Source organism: Nocardia sp. NPDC050718 (assembly GCF_040654235.1).
GTDB lineage: Bacteria > Actinomycetota > Actinomycetes > Mycobacteriales > Mycobacteriaceae > Nocardia.
The window spans coordinates 31,859-48,855 of sequence record NZ_JBFAHQ010000012.1; the positions used below are offsets into that span (position 1 = coordinate 31,859).

A 16,997-nucleotide genomic window follows, 5' to 3' on the forward strand; every position below is an offset into this window, starting at 1 on the left:
AGTGGTTCACCTACACATCGGCGATTGCTGGACGGTGCCGGACGGGGTCGCGTAGCGGACGATCGCGGGCACGAGATCCGACAGCGCGGGGACAGCGGTGAAGCCGAGATTGCACAGGTAGACATTCATGTTCGCGCCCTCCTGACTCACCCGGGCGATTCCCTTCAGCAGCACCGGGAGGTTGAAGCCCAGATAGGCGAACTGATCCTTGTTCTGCTCGAAGTGCCGGGTGAAGCCCGGCTCCCGGGTCAGCAGCCGTTCCAGGGCGGGCCGGTCCTGGGCGACGACGGTCGCCATCCGGTCGGCGACCCCGGACGCCTCGGTCAGGGTTGTCATCAGCTCGGCGCGGTGGCGGGCCAGCCCGTCGACGATGGCGCGGGTCCGGCTCAGCAGGGTGCCGAACTCCGCGCGGCGGGTGTCGAGGTGGGCTACCACCTGGTCGAGGTTGACGATCACCGAGCCCAGTACCTGATCGGGACCCGCGAGTGACTGGGCGAGCGTGGACATCTGGGCGATGAGCGTGGTCAACGATCCCGCGTCGCCCTGCAGGGCCCGCACCAGCGCGGCGGTGACGTTGTCCACCTGCTGCGGGTCCAGGCCGCTGAACAACGGCTCGAATCCGTTGAGCAGGCCGGACAGGTCGAACGAGGGCTCGGTGCGCTCCACCGGAATCTGTGCGCCGCCGGACAATTCGGCGGCGGGCCCGGCCGCCGGGCGGGACAGGCCGAGATAGCGCTGGCCGATCACGTTCTGGTAGGTGATCGCGGCGGTGGTGTCGGCGTACAGGTGCTGCTCGACCGCGACCCGGAAGCGCACCCGGGCCAGGGTGCCGTCGAGTTCGACGGCGTCGACCCGGCCGACCCGCACACCCGCCATGCGGACGTCGTCACCGGAACGCAGGCCGGTGGCATCGGTGAAGATCGCCGAGTACGACCTGGTCGTGCCGTCGACGCCGCGGTGCAGCGTCACGAACGTCATCCAGATGAGCGCGAACGCGACGACGAGAAACATGCCGAGTCCGACGACCGAGCGACGGGACTTCATCGCGGGACACCTCCTGTTCCGGGGATTCCGGTGGTGAGCAGTTGGGCGAGAACCTGTTCGGCGGCATTGGCGTCACCGCCGAGCACGCGGCCGATCAGGTCCTGTAGTTCCGGGGCGAGCACCGGTTTCGGAAGGGAACGCGGGTCCAGCGAGGCGGGTAGTGGTTGCGCGGTGGCCGATTCCGGTGCGGTCGAGCAGCTGGGACCGGCCAGGTCGCCGTAGCGCGGGCAGTCGGCACGGGTGTAGGGCGTGTCGGCGCTCAGCCGGATCTGGAACTTTCCGGTCCCGGTCTGGGTCCGCTCGTTCCAGAACTCGGCGAACCACACGTCGGACAGCTTCTTGATCCGTCCCGCGATCGGGCCGAAATGTGAACTGCCCGCGGCGAAGACGTCCAGGACCGGCGTCAGCTGATCGGTCGCGGTGACCATCTCGTCGACGTGGGCGCCGAGCCCACCGCCGACCGTCGACAAGGTCGCGGCACCCGCGGTGAGGACATCGCGCAGAGCCGCCTCCTGGGTGACCACCGTCTGCATCGGGATCACCGAATGATGCAGCGCGTCCAGCAGATCGGGGGCGGCGTCGGCCAGGCCCTGCACCGAGGCGGTGAGCGCCGCGATCGTCGACGGTTCCCCCGGCGGTGCGATCTGCGCGGACAACCCGGCGGTGATCCGTTCGAGCGCAGCGCCCGCCGCGACCAGGTCGCCACCGCGCCGATCGGTGGCCTTGGCCACCGCCGCCAGCACGCCGACGGTGTCGCTGGAGCCGATCCGGGCGGAGGCGGCGACGATGGCGCGCAGTTTGGTCAGCGCCGTCTGCAATTGCACGGTCGACAGGCTGTCGTCCTGCTCGATCGCGTCACCGGCCCGCAGCGGCCTGCCCGGCCCGTTGTCGACCAGCTGGACCGAGGAGACCGCGAAGACATTGCCCGGGACCACCCGCGCGGTGACGGTACTCGGGACATCGTCGATCCGCGCGGGATCGAGTTCCAGCAGCGCCCGGCTTGGGCGCCCCTCGGACCCGGGTGACACCTGGGCGACGGTCCCGATGAGGACTCCACGAAACTTGACGTCGGAGCGCGGTGGCAGGCCGTCGCCGACGTGCTGGAGCACCGCGACGACTTCGGTCTTCTCGTCGAACGTTCCCGACGATTTCAGCACGACCGCGGTGACCCCGCCCGCCACGAGAGCGGCGAGCACGACGCCCCGGACCAACAGCCAGAACAGGGAGGGTCCACGCCCGTCCTTGTCGAACATCACCGGTAGCTCACCCTCCCAGCCGGGCGCTGGTGCCGATACCCCACAGGGCCACGGTCAGCAGCAGATTGACGACGATCATCACCGAGATCGCGGCGCGCATGGCCCGGCCTGCCGCGATGCCGACACCCTGCGGGCCGCCGGCGGCGTAGTAGCCGTAGTAGCACTGGATCGTGGTGGTCAGCAGGACGAACACGATGGCCTTGCCCAGCGAATAGACGATGTCGGGTCCGCTGAGCACGAGCTGGAAGTAGTGGTGGTACGTGCCGAGCGACAGCCCGCCCGCCGCGCCGACCACGAATTCGACCGCCAGGTAGTTCATCGCCAGACAGACCAGGTACAGCGGCACGATCGCCACGACCGAGGCCAGCAGTTTGGTGCTCACCAGGTAGGGAATCGACCGGATGGCCATGGACTCCATCGCATCGATCTCCTCGGAGATCCCCATCGCCCCCAGCTGCGCGGTGAATCGGCACCCGGCCTGCGCGGCGAAGGCCAGCGAGGCCATGATCGGGGCCAGTTCCCTGGTCGAGGCGGTCGAGGCGACCAGCCCGATCGCCGGTTCCATCCCCAGCAGGTGCAAGGCGTTGTATCCCTCGAGCCCCACGATCGCGCCACCCGCGGCGCCCAGCACGATGATGACGCCCGCGGTACCGCCGCCGACGACGATCGAGCCGTTCCCCCAGGCGATATCCGACAGGGTCCGCAGGAATTCCGCACGATAGTTGCGCAGCATCACCGGAATGGCGAGCACGGCCCGGACGAAGAAGGTGAGCATGTGGCCGAGCCGCATGAACACGATGCCGATTTCCTTCAGGAGCACGGCCGCCATCCGTATTCCGGGCGGGTAGTAGGTCGACGCCATTACAACCCCTGCCGCGGGAACAGCATCATGAATATCTGCGTGAACAGAACATTCACGATCATCAACAGCAGGATCGACGAAACCACCGTGGAATTCACCGAATTCGCGACGCCCGCCGACCCACCCTCGGTCGTGAGTCCCTTGTGACAGGCGACGATCGCGACGATCGCGCCGTACACCACGGCTTTGATCAAAGTCAGGACGAGGTCGCCGACGGTGGCGAACGACGCGAAGGTGGCCACGAAACTGCCCGGCGCGCCGTCCTGCGCGAAGACATTGAAGACGTAGCCGGCCACGAAACCGACGAAACAGACCACGCCCGTGAGTGAGACGCCGATGAGGACAGCGGCGGCGAACCGCGGGACGACCATGCGCCGGATGACCGAGACACCCATGATCTCCATGGCGTCGAGTTCCTCGCGGATCTTGCGGGAGCCGAGGTCCGCGCAGATCGCGGAACCGACCGCCGCCGCCATCAGCAACGCGGCCACCATCGGGGCGCCTTGCCGGATGACAGCCAGGCCGCTGGCGGCGCCTGCCAGCGAGGTCGCACCCACCTGACCTGCCAGCAATCCGAACTGGATGGACAGGGTGACGCCGATGGGCAGGGCGACGAAGATGGTCGGCAGCACCGCGGCCGATGCCATGAAGGCGGCCTGATCCACGGCTTCGCGGACCGCGAACCGGCCGGTGAGGATATCGGTGATCAGGAACTGCACGGTGCGCACCCCGAGGACGAATTGTCCACCGACGGTGCCGAGCGCGACGCCGGGGTGCCGGTCGAGGTATCCACGGAACCAGGAGCCGACTGCCCGGCTGGCCGGCATCGAGTAGGGCTGCTCAGTGTTTCCGTATCGCGTTCGCCCGGAATCACCGAGTGCGCCGACAGAATTGGATTTTTTCGACATCCGGCATTCCTGACGAATCGTGGGGACACGCCGAATCACCCGGGAAAAGCGAGTAATTCGATCAGCAGGTCGGCCGCCGTCGGTCAACGTCGGCCCATCGATGTGTACTTCGGCACGGTTACTGGCGCGCCGACGATCTCCGCTGCGCGTCCAGCCGGGCCGCACCAGGATCTACAGGACGATACTGTATCACTTACAGTTGGATCTACAACAGCATTTCAGACGAAGTCCGAACCGCCGTCGACATTGATGTTGGCGCCGGTCATGTAGGAGTTGCGCCGGGAGGCGAGAAAGGCGACGACCGGACCGATCTCGTCGGGCAGGCCGGCCCGCGGCAGTTGCGCGGGATGCCCGTAGTGCTCACCGATGGCCGCCATCAGCCGGTAGGGGTCCGCACTCTCGATGCCGACCGAACGAGCCCAGCCGAGCAGGGCCGGCGTCACGAAGGTGCCGGGCGAGACGACATTGACCAGGATCTCCTCCGGCGCGAGCAGCAGCGACAGATTCTTCGACACGCTGGTGACCATGGCTTTGGCGGCCGTGTAGGCCGCCAGCGACACGGATTGACGCTGCGTCGAGTGCGCGGAGAAGTTCACAATCCTCCCCCACGACGCCCGGCGCAGCAGCGGCAGCGCCGCGTTGACGCAGTGCACCACGGGCAGGACTCCGTGATCGAGGGCCTCGTGCCACTGCTCGCCGGTCAGCTCTTCCACGGTGCCGCGCACATCCGGCCCGACCGTGTTGATCAGCGCGTTGAGCGTGCCGTCCCAGCGCTCACCCAGTTGCCCGAACACCGCCGCCACCTGCTCGACATCGCGTACGTCGGCGACGAGACCGACCGCGTCCGCACTCCCCGAGCGGACGAGCTCGTCGGCGGCCGCCTCGACATCGGCGGCGGAGCGTCCGACCACCGCGACCCGCGCGCCCTCCTGCGCCAGACATCGCGCGGTCGCCAGCCCCATACCCCGGCTACCGCCGACCACGACCGTGGCCGCGTCGCGCAACCCCAGATCCATACCGCACCCGCTTCGTATCAAGGAGATCCCCGGGGCGCGACCTCGATATCGTGGCCGACAGACAGGCTCACCGGCCTCCTATTCGCCGTTACTGTAAAGCATCCAGTAAGGATCGTGAAGAGTTCTCCGGCATTTGCCCGGCGACGGCCGCACGCTGCGGGGATACACCCCGGGACACCGTCACCCCGATTCCTGACGGGCCGCACTCGCCGGCACCCTTCGACACTCGAGATACCGCTGGCCACAGCGGTTTACGTACGAGTTCGTTGACATTTTTCACTGACATCTGTCAACATCAGCACACCGCTCCACACGTTGACAGCGGTCGAGGGCAAGGGTTAGAACCCAGCCATGAGTACAACCCCGGAGCAGCACCAAGGCCGACAGGCCCGGCGGCTGCACACACGGCAGCGGGTGTTCGACGCGGCCATCGCCGAACTGAAGCAGACCGGCGTGGCCGATGCCGACATCAACGCCATCGCCGAGTCCGCCGGTGTCGCACGCGGCACCTTCTACTTCCACTTCCCCACCAAGGAGCATGTGCTGCTCGAACTCGAGCAGCGAGAAGAGTTCCGCATCGCCCGTGCGCTGGAACGATTCCGGCGCCGATCCCCCGATCTGCGCGACACCTTAGTCAGGACCGTCCGGCTGGTCACCGAGCTGGAGCGACAGCTGGGCAGCCTGCTGTTCAGAGATCTTCTCGCCATGCACTTCTCGCCGACGCGGCCGGTCGACGAGAGCTGGCGTGAGCATCCGCTGATCATCGTGCTGACCGAGGAAATCACCCGCGGCGGAGAGCGGGGCGAGGTACAGAACGCCGTCGAGCCGCACCACAGCGCGATGTTCTTCCTGCTCGGCCTCTACGGCCTGCTGACCTCGACCACCGGCACGAAAGCCCTGCGGCAGTCCGTACTCGACAGCTACCTCACCACCACACTGCGCAGCCTGGAGCCCCGATGAGGACGCACCGGCCGCACCGACAGACAGAGAGAGCCCAGCATGCTGCTCGATATCGTCCGACTGATCCTCACCTGGGGAGCGATGCTGCTGATCATCGCCTTCTGGTACTGGGTCATGAACAACATCGGCACCTTCTGACGAAGCACCGGCGCATTCCGCCGCACCGCGCGGTAACCCCTTGCCCGCGCGGACCTTAGAAGAAGAGAGTTCCCGTGAACGAACAAGACCGCCGGCGCAAACGTGCGCTGATCGTCTTCCAGATCGCCATTTACGGCTTCCTGCTGACGATGTTCCTGATCCAGATGCAGATGTACATGAACAGCGACTGGTAGGGACCGCCATGACCGCAACCGTCACCTTCGACCAGCACCACGAGGACAGCAGGCTCGCGCAGCGGCGCGCCGATCGCTGGCTCACCGCGGGCACCGCGCTGATGGGCACCTATGTCCTCGGGATCTTTGGCCTGCCACTGTTCCTGCGCGGGGTCTTGCTCCAGCGCAGAGCCCAGCGATCGGGGCTCTCCGTGCGGCCCGTGATCGTCACCCTGATCGGCTATCTCGTCATCCTGGACGCCTTCCTCAACACGGTCGGCTGGGCCCTCGACATCGGCGCCAGCCACACCCTGATCACCCGCGTGTTCTTCACCGCCTGGGGCAACTTCTTCGACGGCGGCTACTGGTGGCACTACAACGAACTCTGGGTCGGCGGATCGGGCGCGCCGGGCGAGAAGGGCTGGGAGATCGCGTGCATCCTCGTCGTGTTCCCGATGCGCGTCGCCGCCGCGATCGCGTTCCTGCAGATGAAACGGTGGGGACACCAGTGGCTGACGGTGACCTGCTGGTTCGGCGTGGTCATCTGGGTCGGCTACATCGTGAACATGACCGTCTACGCCGACATCCGGTTCGACAGTGTCGTGCTGCCGGTCATCGGCTGGTGGTCTACGACATCTTCTACATCACGCCGTTCCTGGCGATCCCCTACCTGCACACCGTGAATCGCGAGATCTTCTCCGACTGAACCGGCCCCCGCTATCAGGAGCAACTCATGACCGACTCAGAATCCGGTGCCGGACAGGATCTTCCGCTCGGCACCACCCCGACGTTCGCCCGCATGCACAAGTTCCTCAAACGCGGCATCTTCGTGTGTCTGTTCGCCCTCGTCATCGAGGGCGCGTTCACGGTGCCCGCGCTGGCTCTCTGGTACGGGTGGCCGACCTTGTCGCTGCACGAGATCTGTGACGAGATGATCAAGGTCCGCTATTCCGACGACTCGCTGACCTGTGAATACCCCGCGGCGTTCAACGCGCCGCCGCTGGGCGGCCAGGCCGAGGGCGCCGGGCAGACCACCGCCCGCGACGAGTGGGGAGTGCAGCCCAAACCCGGGTGGGAACGCATCGGCTTCCGCGAACTGGTGCGACACCACGACGAGCGCGTCGCCCGGCAACAGGCCGAGCGGGCCGGTCGGTGAGTCCGCAGATACCGCATCCGGCGCGTGTCCTCGTCGAGGGCACGCGCCGGGCGGTGCGCACGGCCCGCAATCGCAGGTCCCCCGGTGCTTCGCGGGTGCCCTCGCAGCTCACCGACATCACACCGGCGTGGCTGGCCACCGCGCTCGGCAAACCCGTGGGGTCGATCCGGGCGATCACCGTCCTCGACAGCCATTCCGGCACCGCGGCCAGGGCCCGCATCGGTGTCGATGCCGACGACGACAGCATTCCCGACCGCCTGTTCGTGAAGCTGCCGCCGAGCGACTATCCGCAGCATGTCCTGCTCGATCTGTTCGGGCTGGCCGAGAAGGAGGTCCTCGCCTATCGGGCGCTGGGCGAGGACCGACCGGTGCGGATCCCGCGATGCCATGCGGCGGAGTCGGATCCACGGCGGTCGCGTTTCGCGCTGGTGCTCGAGGATCTCACCGCGACCGCACGGTTCCGGACCGTCGTCGACACGGTGAGCCGAGCCGAAGCCGAGGCAGTCGTCGACGCGATGGCCGACCTGCACTCGGCGTTCTGGAACAGCGACCGCTTCGCGGGTGACCTCGCTCCCCTCGCCCACCGCCCGGCGTTCGAGACGCACCTGGGGACGATGATCCGCAGGCTCCTGCTGCGAAACATCAAGGGGCACACCGCCGACATGATCCCTGAAGCGGTCGCGCGGGCTTGCCGGATCTTCTATCTCCGCAGCGCCGAGATGGATACCTTGTGGGCGAGCCTGCCACAGACCCTGCTCCACGGCGACCCACACCTGGGCAACCTGTTCTTCGAGAACGACGTGCCGGGGTTTCTCGATTGGCAGATCGCGTCCGCCGGTGCCGGAATCCGCGATGTCGCGTATTTCCTGACGTCGTCGGTGGATCCGGCCTTGCTGCGCACGATCGAGCAAGCACTGGTCCAGCGGTATGCGGACCGGCTCGTCACCGCGGGAATCGCGGTCGACGGTGCGCGGCTGTGGACGCTGTATCGGGCAGCGACCACCGACTGGTTCCTGGCCGCGGTGTGCACCGCCGAGGCCGGTGCGCGGATGCAGCCGCTGGAGGTGTCCAGGGAAGGTGTCCGCCGCGCGGTCGCGGCGGTCGAAGCGCACGACAGTTTCCGTGTGCTGACCGCGCTCGTGGACGGCCGGTGACCTCGCCGTCCCGAACCAGCGGAATCAGGTGAGGCGGATCGGTCAGGGCTGGGCTCGCGAGTCCGTGCCGACGTCGTCGATCAGGTTCCACCCCAACGCCGTCGCGGTATCGATGGGGTCGCCGGTGAGCATCATCCAGGCCGCACGCCAACGCCCGATCCGCCGGGGGATGCTCACCGTGCCCCCGGCGCCGGGGACCAGTCCCATCGCGATCTCGGGCAACCGGAACCGGGTGCCCGGCGCGGCGACGAGCCGTCCGGCGAAGGCCGCCATCTCGATGCCCGCGCCGATGCACGCACCCTGGACGTGCACGACGGTCCGATCGCGCAGCCGGTCGATGATGCGCCACGGCGCGCGCTCGAGCCGGACCTCGTAGGCGGCGACGACGTCGGTGGCGGTCCCGAACTCGTCGAGATCGCCGCCACTACAGAACACCGGACCCGCCCCGGCTATCCGCACCCGCTCGATCGCGGGGTCGAGTTCGGCCAAGCGCAGCACCTCGAGGAGTTCCTCGCGCAGGCGCGCGCTCAAGGCGTTGCGACGTTCGGCATGATCGAGAACGAGCGCGAGCTCCGCGCCGGACCGGTCGAAACGCACCAGTGGGCGGTCGGGGAAGGTCACCGGACGCGGACCGCCCCGGCCACGTAGCCAGGTCCGGAACTCGGTGCCCGCCAGCAGCATCGAGTACACCGCGGCTTCGCTACTCAGCGCGACAGTGGTGTCCGCGACGCCGGTCTGGCGCAGGAGCCTGCCCAACGCCACGCTCGCCCGCGGATTGTGTCGCGTCGCTTCCTCGAGCTGCCGTACGGCCGCGTCGGGATCGGGATGGGTCACGACCTGGCGGGATGCCTCCGGACCGTCGCTCAAGGTCAGGGTCAGCGCGTCCAGGAGCGGGGACACCGCGGGCGGGGCCGCACCGCGCAGGACGCCGACGGTGAGGCACAGCGAACCCGATAGCAGGGCCGCCGTGTCGGCGATCCGGGCGGGCGACGCGTCGGCCCAGTCGTCCAGCGGCAGGACCAGCAGTGGCTGTACCGGCGTTCCGTCCGCGTCGAGATCGAGTTCGAAGTCCACCGGCGCCGGGTCGCTCACATATCGGCTCACCGGCCCATCGTGGCACGGCGGCTGTCGTGTCCTTCGCCCTAGTATCGAGCTGTGCCTTTCACCCGCTCGTCCCAGTCCGGTTCACCGGTGGTGGACTGGTCCGACAGTGGTGTGGTCGCGCTGACCGGACGGCCCGACGGGCCCGTGCTGATGCCGCCCGGGCGGGCAGCGACGCACGCTCGGGAGCTGATCTCCGTCCTCGCTACCGCTACCGGGACATCGATCGGGCTCGACGGCGCGCGCCTGCTCGGCGAACGCGCCGCGATCACCGGGCTACGCCGCGGTGGCGCAGTCTCGGCGGGCCGCCATTGCCGACTGCTGCGCACCGCCGACGGCTGGGCCGCGGTGTCGTGTGCCCGGCCCGGCGACGCCGACCTCATCGGCGCGCTCGTCGGCGTGAACCTCGACGGCGCGGATCCCTGGCCCGCGCTGACGCGCTGGGCCCGCGAGCATCCCGGCACCGAGCTGGGCGATCACGCCGAACTGCTCGGTCTCGCGGCAGGTCCCGTCCGCACCCGCGCCGACCGCACAGTCCCGGGGCTCCCGGTTACCTCCGACCTTCGCCCGCCCGCTGCAACGCCATGGCCCGGGATGACAGCTCGCCCGGTCGCCGGACTCCTCGTCGTGGATTTCAGCGCACTGTGGGCGGGTCCGCTCTGCGCGCATCTACTCGGGCTGGCCGGTGCCCGCGTCGTCAAGGTCGAAACGCCTCACCGCCCGGACGGCGCGCGGCGGGGCAATCCCGAGTTCTACGCGCTGCTGCACCACGGCCACGAGTCTGTGGTGCTCGATCCCGGGGAACCGGGTGGCAGACGCGCGCTGGCCGCGCTCGTCGACGCGGCCGACATCGTCATCGAGTCCTCCCGGCCCAGGGCGCTGGCCGGTTTCGGCCTCGACGCCGCCCGCGCGGTCGCGCGCGGGACCTCCTGGCTGTCGATCACGGCGGCGGGCCGATCCTCGCACCGGGTGGGTTTCGGCGACGACATCGCCGCGACCGCGGGTCTGCTCGCCCACGACATCGACACGAACACACCGGTGTTCGTCGGTGACGCGATCGCGGACCCGCTGACCGGGATCACCGCCGCCGCGCTCGCGGCCTCGGCGCCTGCCGACGGATCCGGCGTGCTCTGGGACCTCTCGATGACCGACGTCGTCACGGCGACCCTGACCGACGAACCGGCCGCACACCTCCGGCGCGACGGCGAGCAGTGGATCGCCGACACCGAGGAGGGCCCGGTGCCGGTGGCCGACCCCACTCCCCGGGCACCGGCCGGTCCCGCACCGGAATCCGGCGCCGACACCGCCGGAGTGCTCGGCTCCCTCCGGATTCCGGTCCCGTGACCGTCATCGTGATCCGGCACGCCGAGGTCGACGGCGTCCCCGATCTGGATGTGCGGCTCCGCGACGGACGCGTGGATCAGCTCGGCCGGAACCTGTCCGCCCGAGATGCCGCGGAGGTGATCGACGCACACGGCGGTGCGCTGATCCCCGGTCTCCACGACCATCACCTGCATCTGCACGCCATTGCCGCCGACGCGACCTCCACGGCGTGCGGACCACCCACGGTCCGGGACCGCGCCGCCCTCGCGACGGCGTTGGCAGCCGCGCCCGGTGACGAACACGGCTGGGTGCGCGGCACCGGCTACGTCGACACCGTCGCGGGCGATCTCGACGCAGCGGCACTGGACGCGCTGTATTCCGCGCGCCCTGTCCGCATTCAGCATCGCAGCGGCGCGATGTGGATCCTGAACTCCGCCGCCCTCGCCGCCGCGGGAATCAGCGGCCCCGCGCATCCGGGCGTCGAATGCGGCACCGACGGGCTTCCGACCGGCCGGATCTGGCGGGCGGACCCGTGGCTGCGCACCCGGCTGCCGCGCACCGGGCCGCCGCGGCTCGACGGGGTGGGTGCGACCCTCACGGGATTCGGGATCACCGGGGTCACCGACGCCACGCCGGACCTGTCCGACCGATCGCACGCGGCGCTGATCTCCGCCGTGGCCGACGGCGCTCTACCCCAACGGGTTTCGCTGCTGGGCGCCCCACTCGGCGGCGCATGGGAGTACCCCGGTCGCGTCGGCGCCGGACCCTACAAGATCGTGCTGGCCGATTCCGGACTCCCGCTGTTCGACGACCTCGTCGCGCGCGTCCGCGCCGCGCACGCGGACCGCCGCGCTGTCGCGGTCCACTGCGTGACCCGCGAGGCGCTGGTCCTGCTGATGGCCGCGCTGGACGTCGCCGGGTCGTTTCCCGGAGACCGCATCGAGCACGCGGCCATCGTGCCTGCCGACATCATCGACACCCTCGCGAGCCGGGGCGTGCGCGTGGTCACCCAGCCCGGATTTCTCGCTCAGCGCGGCAGCTACTACCGCGACCACCTCGCCGACGACGACCTGGCCGATCTCTACCGCTGTCGCACCCTGCTCGACGCCGGTGTGGGTGTCGCGCTGTCGAGTGACGCACCGTACGGCCCTATGGATCCCTGGGCCGTCATCGCGGCCGCCGTCCACCGCCGCCCGGAAACGGGCGAGGTCCTCGGCCCGGAGGAATGTCTCTCCCCCACACAGGCACTCGATGCCTACCTCGCGCCGCTGGACGATCCCGGCGGCCCGCCCCGGCGCGTCCAGCCGGGCGCTCCCGCCGACCTCGTGCTGCTCCATGAACCGCTGCGCGGCGGGCTCGCTGTCGGCTCGGCCGACGTGGTCCGCCGGACGTTCCTCACCCGGGCTGCGACGTAACCACCGCCCGCCGCCCCACCCCGCGGCCGTGTGTCAGCGGCACCGCGTCGACGATCTCGGCGGTCGAGGCGTGCCAACCGCAGGGCAGGCCACAGGTGCGAAAGAACCTGCGCTCCAGGACACCCCGGGAAAAGGCGCGCGTAGTGACCGACGCCTGCGCCGCGTATCCGCACGACGGGCACTTCTCGAAGTAGTCCAGCAGGTCGTGGGTCGTGGTGCCGATCAGATCACCGAGAACGGGCTCGTCGACATCCGTACCGGGAAACCGAGGCGAGCCGGTTCCGGCGCCGTTGCGCTCGACCATCGAGCACCATCCTCTCGCGCGGACCAATTACTGTCGCCCTTACAGTAATTAGTTCAGCGAGGTGCCCGTCTCGGCCCTTTTCCCGGTGGCCACAACCGGCGTGTCGTCCGGGGTGGACTCGGATGCCTGCTCGTCCACCCCGGAATCGGTTGCGGCGGAGCGCACTCGGCCGGGCGCCCAGAAGACCGTGACCACAGCCGCGGCGAGCACTCCGGTCCCCAGCACCGTGGCCGCCGCGCCCGACCCGTGGACGAACGCCTCCTCGATCTGCTCGACGAGCGGACGCGCCGCGGGCCCGAAGACCCCGGCCGCCTCCAGCGCCGCGGCAGGCGAGGCCGCCACCGGCGCGCGCAACTCCGGCGGCAGTGCCGCCACCACCGGGCCGATCCGCTCCCGGTACCCGGCCGCGAGCAGGCTCCCGACGACCGCGATCCCGATCGCCGCGCCCACCTCACGGGTCGCATCGTTGACAGCCGCGGCGACGCCGTGTTTGTGCGTCGGCACCGCGCCGACGATGGCCGCCGTGGCCGGTGTCGCGGACAGCGCGATACCGAAGCCGATCACGACCAACGCCCACAGCAATTCGACGTACCCGCTGCCTACCGACAGCCGGGCCAGACCGAACATGCCCACCGCGGTGACAGCCAGTCCCGACGCCATCATGGCGCGCAACCCGACGCGCTCCGACAGCCAGGGGGCGACCGGCGAGACCAGCATGAGGGGAACCATGATCGGCGCCACCGCCAGTGCCGCACCCAGCGGGCCGTACCCGAGCACCAGCTGCAGGTACTGCACGACCAGCATGAAAACGCCGAACACCACGAGGAACTGGGCCGTGATGGTGAACGCTCCGGAACCGAACCGCCGGTCGGCGAAGAGCCGCACATCCAGCATCGGCGCGTCGGCCCGCAATTCCACCGCGACGAACAACGCAGTCGCGCCGAGACCGACCGCGAGGAGAACGAGCACGAGGGGATCGCTCCACCCGACCAACGGCACCTCCGACGCCGCGAACACCACCGAGCCGATGGCCACCGCCCCGACCACCGCACCGGCCGTGTCGAACCGGAGTCGCGACTCCTCGACGGATTCGGCCACCGTGCACGCGGCCACGGCCAGAATCAGGCCGGCACCGGCCATCGCCACGAGAATGGCCGTCCACGACCACCACATCAGCAGGGCGCCCGCACCCAGCAGTCCGATCGCGCCACCGCAGGCCACCGCCGCCGCCCAGATTCCGACCGCCAGCCCACGGCGCGACGCGGGAAACTCCGCGGTCAGCAACGACAGGGTCGACGGCATGACCAGCGCTGCCCCGGCACCGGTGACCGCACGCGCGGCGATGAGCCAGACCGGGCCCGACACCACCAGCGGGATCAGCGAACCGGCGGCCAGGACGATCAAGCCCGCCACCATCATCCGGCGGCGCCCGTACCGATCGCCGAGGGCGCCACCCGGCAGCACCAGGCAGGCCAGTGCGAGGGTGTAGGAATCGGTGATCCAGGTCAATTGCTGCTGCGAGGCGCCGGTCGCGGTGGCGATGCTCGGCAGGGCTCCGTAGAGCGCGACCATGCCCGCGATCACGAGCCCGACCGCGAGGCAGGCCACGAGCAGCGCCCAGACCCGGCCGGCGCCGAGCCTTTTCGAGTCGAGATTCCCTGTCATCCGACCCTCCACGATGCTCTGTCGAATCAGCTACTGTAATTATTCCAGTAGAACGTATCATCAGCTCGTGACCGACGTGCTGCACGACCTCATGACCTGCCTGGATCTGCGCGAACCCGATCCGCGCGCGGGCCACACCGTACCCTCGCCGCCGGGCGCAGCGTCGCGGATGCTCACCGGAGCCAATCAGCAACTGCCGCACCGGCGCCTGTTCGGCGGCCAGCTCCTCGCCCAGTTCGTGCGCGCGGCACACGTCCACGCGCCGGACCGGTCGATCAAATCCCTGCACGCCCTGTTCACCAGGGAAGGGCGCACCGAGGACCCGGTCACCTATCTCATCGACCCCGTCCACCTCGGGCGCTCGTTCGGCGCGCTGACCGTCTCCGCGTGGCAGGGCGACCGAACGATCGCCACCTGCGCGATCTCCCTGCACAGCGACGAAGACGGCCCCGCGTATCAGCCGGACCACCCGGCCCTGTCGGCGCCCGGGCCCGAGCACCGCGTCGAGATCGAGCTCCTGCCCTGGGACACGCGAGCGACCTCGACACCCGACGACGGCGATGCCGGCGCCGACTTCGACCTGTGGATGCGCTTGCCCGGCAACGACTCCGGCGTCCGCGCGGCGCTCCTGGCCTATGCGAGCGACCTCCACGTGATCGCGACCGCGCTACGATCGTTTCCCGGCATCGACCACCACGGCAACGGCCGGGACTTCACCTCCGCCACCACCTCGCACACGCTGTGGTTCCATCACCCGATGCCCACCGATGGCTGGCTGCTGCTGCGCCATCGTCCGGCGCTCGTCGGACGCGGCCGTTGCTACGGCCAGGGCGACGTCTTCGGCGAGGACGGCACCCTGATCGCCTCCTTCGCCCAGGAGTCGCTGCTGCGATTCCCCGCCGGCACGGCTCCCCGACCCCATTCTTGATCCGTTACTGTATGGTTTACCGTAAATAAGACAATTACCCGTGGGGTGATCCAGGGCCACCGGGCCGTCCCGCCTTCGCCTCGCGCGCAGGGCGGCCCGGAGCGACAACCCAGCTCCCGAGGAGGGCGACTGTGAGCAGCACCGACGAACAATTCCGTGCCGCACCGATTTTCGATGCCGACCAGCACATGTACGAGAACCCCGACGCGCTGACGAGGTACCTGCCGGAGCGGTACGAGCGAGCGGTGCAGTTCGCCCAAATCGGCCGCCAGACCCGGATCGTGATCAACAACCAGGTCACCGACTTCATCCCGAACCCGACCTTCGAGCGGGTGGCCGCCCCCGGCGCGCACGAGAAGTTCTTCGCCGGGGAGAACACCGAGGGACTCACCCTGCGCGAGATGCAGGGCCCCGCGATCGACGCGCCCTCGGGAACCCGGAACCCGGCGGACCGGATCGCCGAGCTCGATCGCCAGGGTGTGGTCGAAGCGCTGAACTACCCCACTCTGGCCAGCCTGGTCGAGCATTCGGCCGCCGATGATCCCGCGCTGACCCTGGCGATCATCCACGCCCTCAACCAGTGGATGGCCGAACACTGGACCTACAACTACGACAACCGCGTGTTCTCCACGCCGATCATCAACCTGTCCGAAGTCGATGCGGCACAGCGGGAACTCGCCTATGTCCTCGACCACGGCGCCAAGGCCGTGCTGATCAAGCCGGGACCGGTCAACGGGCTACACGGCTGGCGTTCCCCCGCCCTGCCGGAGTTCGATCCCTTCTGGCGCGAGGTGGAATCCGCCGGCCTGCCCGTGGTCCTGCACGCGAGCTACCCGCCGCTCGACAGCTACATCGCGCGCTGGGAACCGCCGCACACGGCGAACTTCATGGCGCAGAGCTCGTTCCGGTGGATGACCCTGGGGCATCGCGAGATCGCCGACATGATCACCAGCCTCATCTGCCACGGAACCCTGACCCGCTTCCCGAATCTCCGGATCGCCAGCGTCGAGAACGGCAGCTCGTGGATCCAGCCGCTGTTCCACGACTTCGAGGACCTCTACAAGAAAATGCCGCAGAACTTCCCCGAGCACCCGCACGAGGTGTTCCGGCGCAACATCTGGGTGAGCCCCTTCTGGGAGGGCTGCGTCGCCGACGTGGTCGACACGGTCGGGTGGGACAAGGTGCTCTTCGGGTCGGACTACCCGCACCCAGAAGGTCTCGCCGAGCCCCTCGGCTACTGGAAGTACGCCGAGGACATGGACGTGCAGCGGACCTACGATTTCATGGGCGACAACGCGCGCCGGTTCCTCGGCCTGCCGATCGCCAACCCCGCCCCCACGCTGCGGTCCGCCCAGGCCACGCCCGATCCGGTGTAGTGCAACGGGCCGGTGCTCCCTACCCTGTGGAGCACCGGTGGGGTGGTCATCGCGACCGCGCCGGCCGAACGGCGACCCGGATTGCGCTTCGACCGTAAGCTGGAACACGTTCTATATTGCATAGTTATCGTCAGCGACAGGGGGAGACCGACCGTGGATCGCCACACCTCCACCGCCCGATGGAAACGACTCCGGGCCAGGTTCTCGGTGCACGATTT

15 protein-coding genes and 1 pseudogene are annotated in these 16,997 nt (G+C 69.0%); 8 read left to right on the forward strand and 8 right to left on the reverse strand.

What is annotated here, in order from left to right; all coding sequences use genetic code 11:
• Positions 1-6 precede the first annotated feature (6 nt).
• The 5 genes from AB0H54_RS32205 to AB0H54_RS32225 all read right to left on the reverse strand — a co-directional run bounded on the left by AB0H54_RS32205 (position 7) and on the right by AB0H54_RS32225 (position 5,086).
• Positions 7-1,044 carry an MlaD family protein gene (locus AB0H54_RS32205; protein WP_357350628.1) on the reverse strand — a complete coding sequence of 346 codons (1,038 nt, stop codon included), beginning with the start codon at positions 1,042-1,044 and terminating at the stop codon, positions 7-9.
• Positions 1,041-2,297, reverse strand: coding sequence for an MCE family protein (locus tag AB0H54_RS32210; RefSeq protein ID WP_357350766.1), 1,257 nt, complete (start codon positions 2,295-2,297; stop codon positions 1,041-1,043). Before AB0H54_RS32210 ends, AB0H54_RS32205 begins: the two co-directional genes overlap by 4 nt.
• A 10-nt stretch (positions 2,298-2,307) precedes the next feature.
• Positions 2,308-3,129 (reverse strand): ABC transporter permease, encoded by an 822-nt coding sequence (locus tag AB0H54_RS32215; RefSeq protein ID WP_355278407.1) that lies wholly within the window; start codon positions 3,127-3,129, stop codon positions 2,308-2,310.
• A gap of 32 nt (positions 3,130-3,161) precedes the next feature.
• A complete protein-coding gene (locus AB0H54_RS32220) occupies positions 3,162-3,989 on the reverse strand; it encodes an ABC transporter permease (protein WP_357350630.1) in 828 nt (275 codons plus the stop codon).
• Between the two features lie 299 nt (positions 3,990-4,288).
• A complete protein-coding gene (locus AB0H54_RS32225) occupies positions 4,289-5,086 on the reverse strand; it encodes an SDR family oxidoreductase (RefSeq protein WP_357350632.1) in 798 nt (265 codons plus the stop codon).
• A gap of 351 nt (positions 5,087-5,437) precedes the next feature.
• Between AB0H54_RS32225 and AB0H54_RS32230 the strand changes: the two genes are divergently transcribed.
• The 4 genes and pseudogenes from AB0H54_RS32230 to AB0H54_RS32245 all read left to right on the forward strand — a co-directional run bounded on the left by AB0H54_RS32230 (position 5,438) and on the right by AB0H54_RS32245 (position 8,667).
• On the forward strand, positions 5,438-6,046 hold the full coding sequence (locus AB0H54_RS32230) for a TetR family transcriptional regulator (RefSeq protein WP_357350634.1): 609 nt from the start codon (positions 5,438-5,440) through the stop codon (positions 6,044-6,046).
• A 340-nt stretch (positions 6,047-6,386) separates the two neighbouring features.
• Positions 6,387-7,063: pseudogene (locus AB0H54_RS32235) on the forward strand (hypothetical protein).
• A gap of 27 nt (positions 7,064-7,090) precedes the next feature.
• Positions 7,091-7,513: a hypothetical protein gene (locus AB0H54_RS32240; RefSeq protein WP_357350636.1), complete on the forward strand. Its 423-nt coding sequence runs from the start codon at positions 7,091-7,093 to the stop codon at positions 7,511-7,513.
• The gene (locus AB0H54_RS32245) at positions 7,510-8,667 is read left to right on the forward strand and encodes a phosphotransferase (RefSeq protein WP_357350638.1); all 1,158 of its coding nucleotides are present in this window, start codon (positions 7,510-7,512) and stop codon (positions 8,665-8,667) included. The genes AB0H54_RS32240 and AB0H54_RS32245 overlap by 4 nt, the downstream gene beginning before the upstream one ends.
• Before the next feature lie 42 nt (positions 8,668-8,709).
• Here the strand turns inward: AB0H54_RS32245 and AB0H54_RS32250 are convergent, their stop codons facing one another.
• Positions 8,710-9,771, reverse strand: a complete 1,062-nt coding sequence (locus tag AB0H54_RS32250; protein WP_357350640.1) for an enoyl-CoA hydratase/isomerase family protein — start codon at positions 9,769-9,771, stop codon at positions 8,710-8,712.
• A 51-nt stretch (positions 9,772-9,822) separates the two neighbouring features.
• Here AB0H54_RS32250 and AB0H54_RS32255 point away from each other — a divergent pair, with 51 nt between their 5' ends.
• The gene (locus AB0H54_RS32255; RefSeq protein WP_357350642.1) at positions 9,823-11,112 is read left to right on the forward strand and encodes a CoA transferase; all 1,290 of its coding nucleotides are present in this window, start codon (positions 9,823-9,825) and stop codon (positions 11,110-11,112) included.
• The gene (locus AB0H54_RS32260) at positions 11,109-12,506 is read left to right on the forward strand and encodes an amidohydrolase family protein (RefSeq protein ID WP_357350644.1); all 1,398 of its coding nucleotides are present in this window, start codon (positions 11,109-11,111) and stop codon (positions 12,504-12,506) included. The genes AB0H54_RS32255 and AB0H54_RS32260 overlap by 4 nt, the downstream gene beginning before the upstream one ends.
• On the opposite strand, the gene AB0H54_RS32265 is transcribed toward AB0H54_RS32260, so the two are convergent.
• Together AB0H54_RS32265 and AB0H54_RS32270 are read right to left on the reverse strand one after the other, a co-directional pair.
• Positions 12,487-12,810 (reverse strand): hypothetical protein, encoded by a 324-nt coding sequence (locus AB0H54_RS32265; RefSeq protein ID WP_357350646.1) that lies wholly within the window; start codon positions 12,808-12,810, stop codon positions 12,487-12,489. The genes AB0H54_RS32260 and AB0H54_RS32265 overlap by 20 nt on opposite strands.
• Before the next feature lie 48 nt (positions 12,811-12,858).
• A complete protein-coding gene (locus tag AB0H54_RS32270) occupies positions 12,859-14,475 on the reverse strand; it encodes an MFS transporter (protein ID WP_357350648.1) in 1,617 nt (538 codons plus the stop codon).
• A 67-nt stretch (positions 14,476-14,542) separates the two neighbouring features.
• Between AB0H54_RS32270 and AB0H54_RS32275 the strand changes: the two genes are divergently transcribed.
• Together AB0H54_RS32275 and AB0H54_RS32280 are read left to right on the forward strand one after the other, a co-directional pair.
• Complete coding sequence (locus AB0H54_RS32275) at positions 14,543-15,403, forward strand: acyl-CoA thioesterase domain-containing protein (RefSeq protein ID WP_357350650.1); 861 nt, start codon at positions 14,543-14,545, stop codon at positions 15,401-15,403.
• Positions 15,404-15,591: 188 nt separating this feature from the next.
• Positions 15,592-16,779, forward strand: a complete 1,188-nt coding sequence (locus AB0H54_RS32280) for an amidohydrolase family protein (protein ID WP_357350768.1) — start codon at positions 15,592-15,594, stop codon at positions 16,777-16,779.
• Positions 16,780-16,997 lie beyond the last annotated feature (218 nt).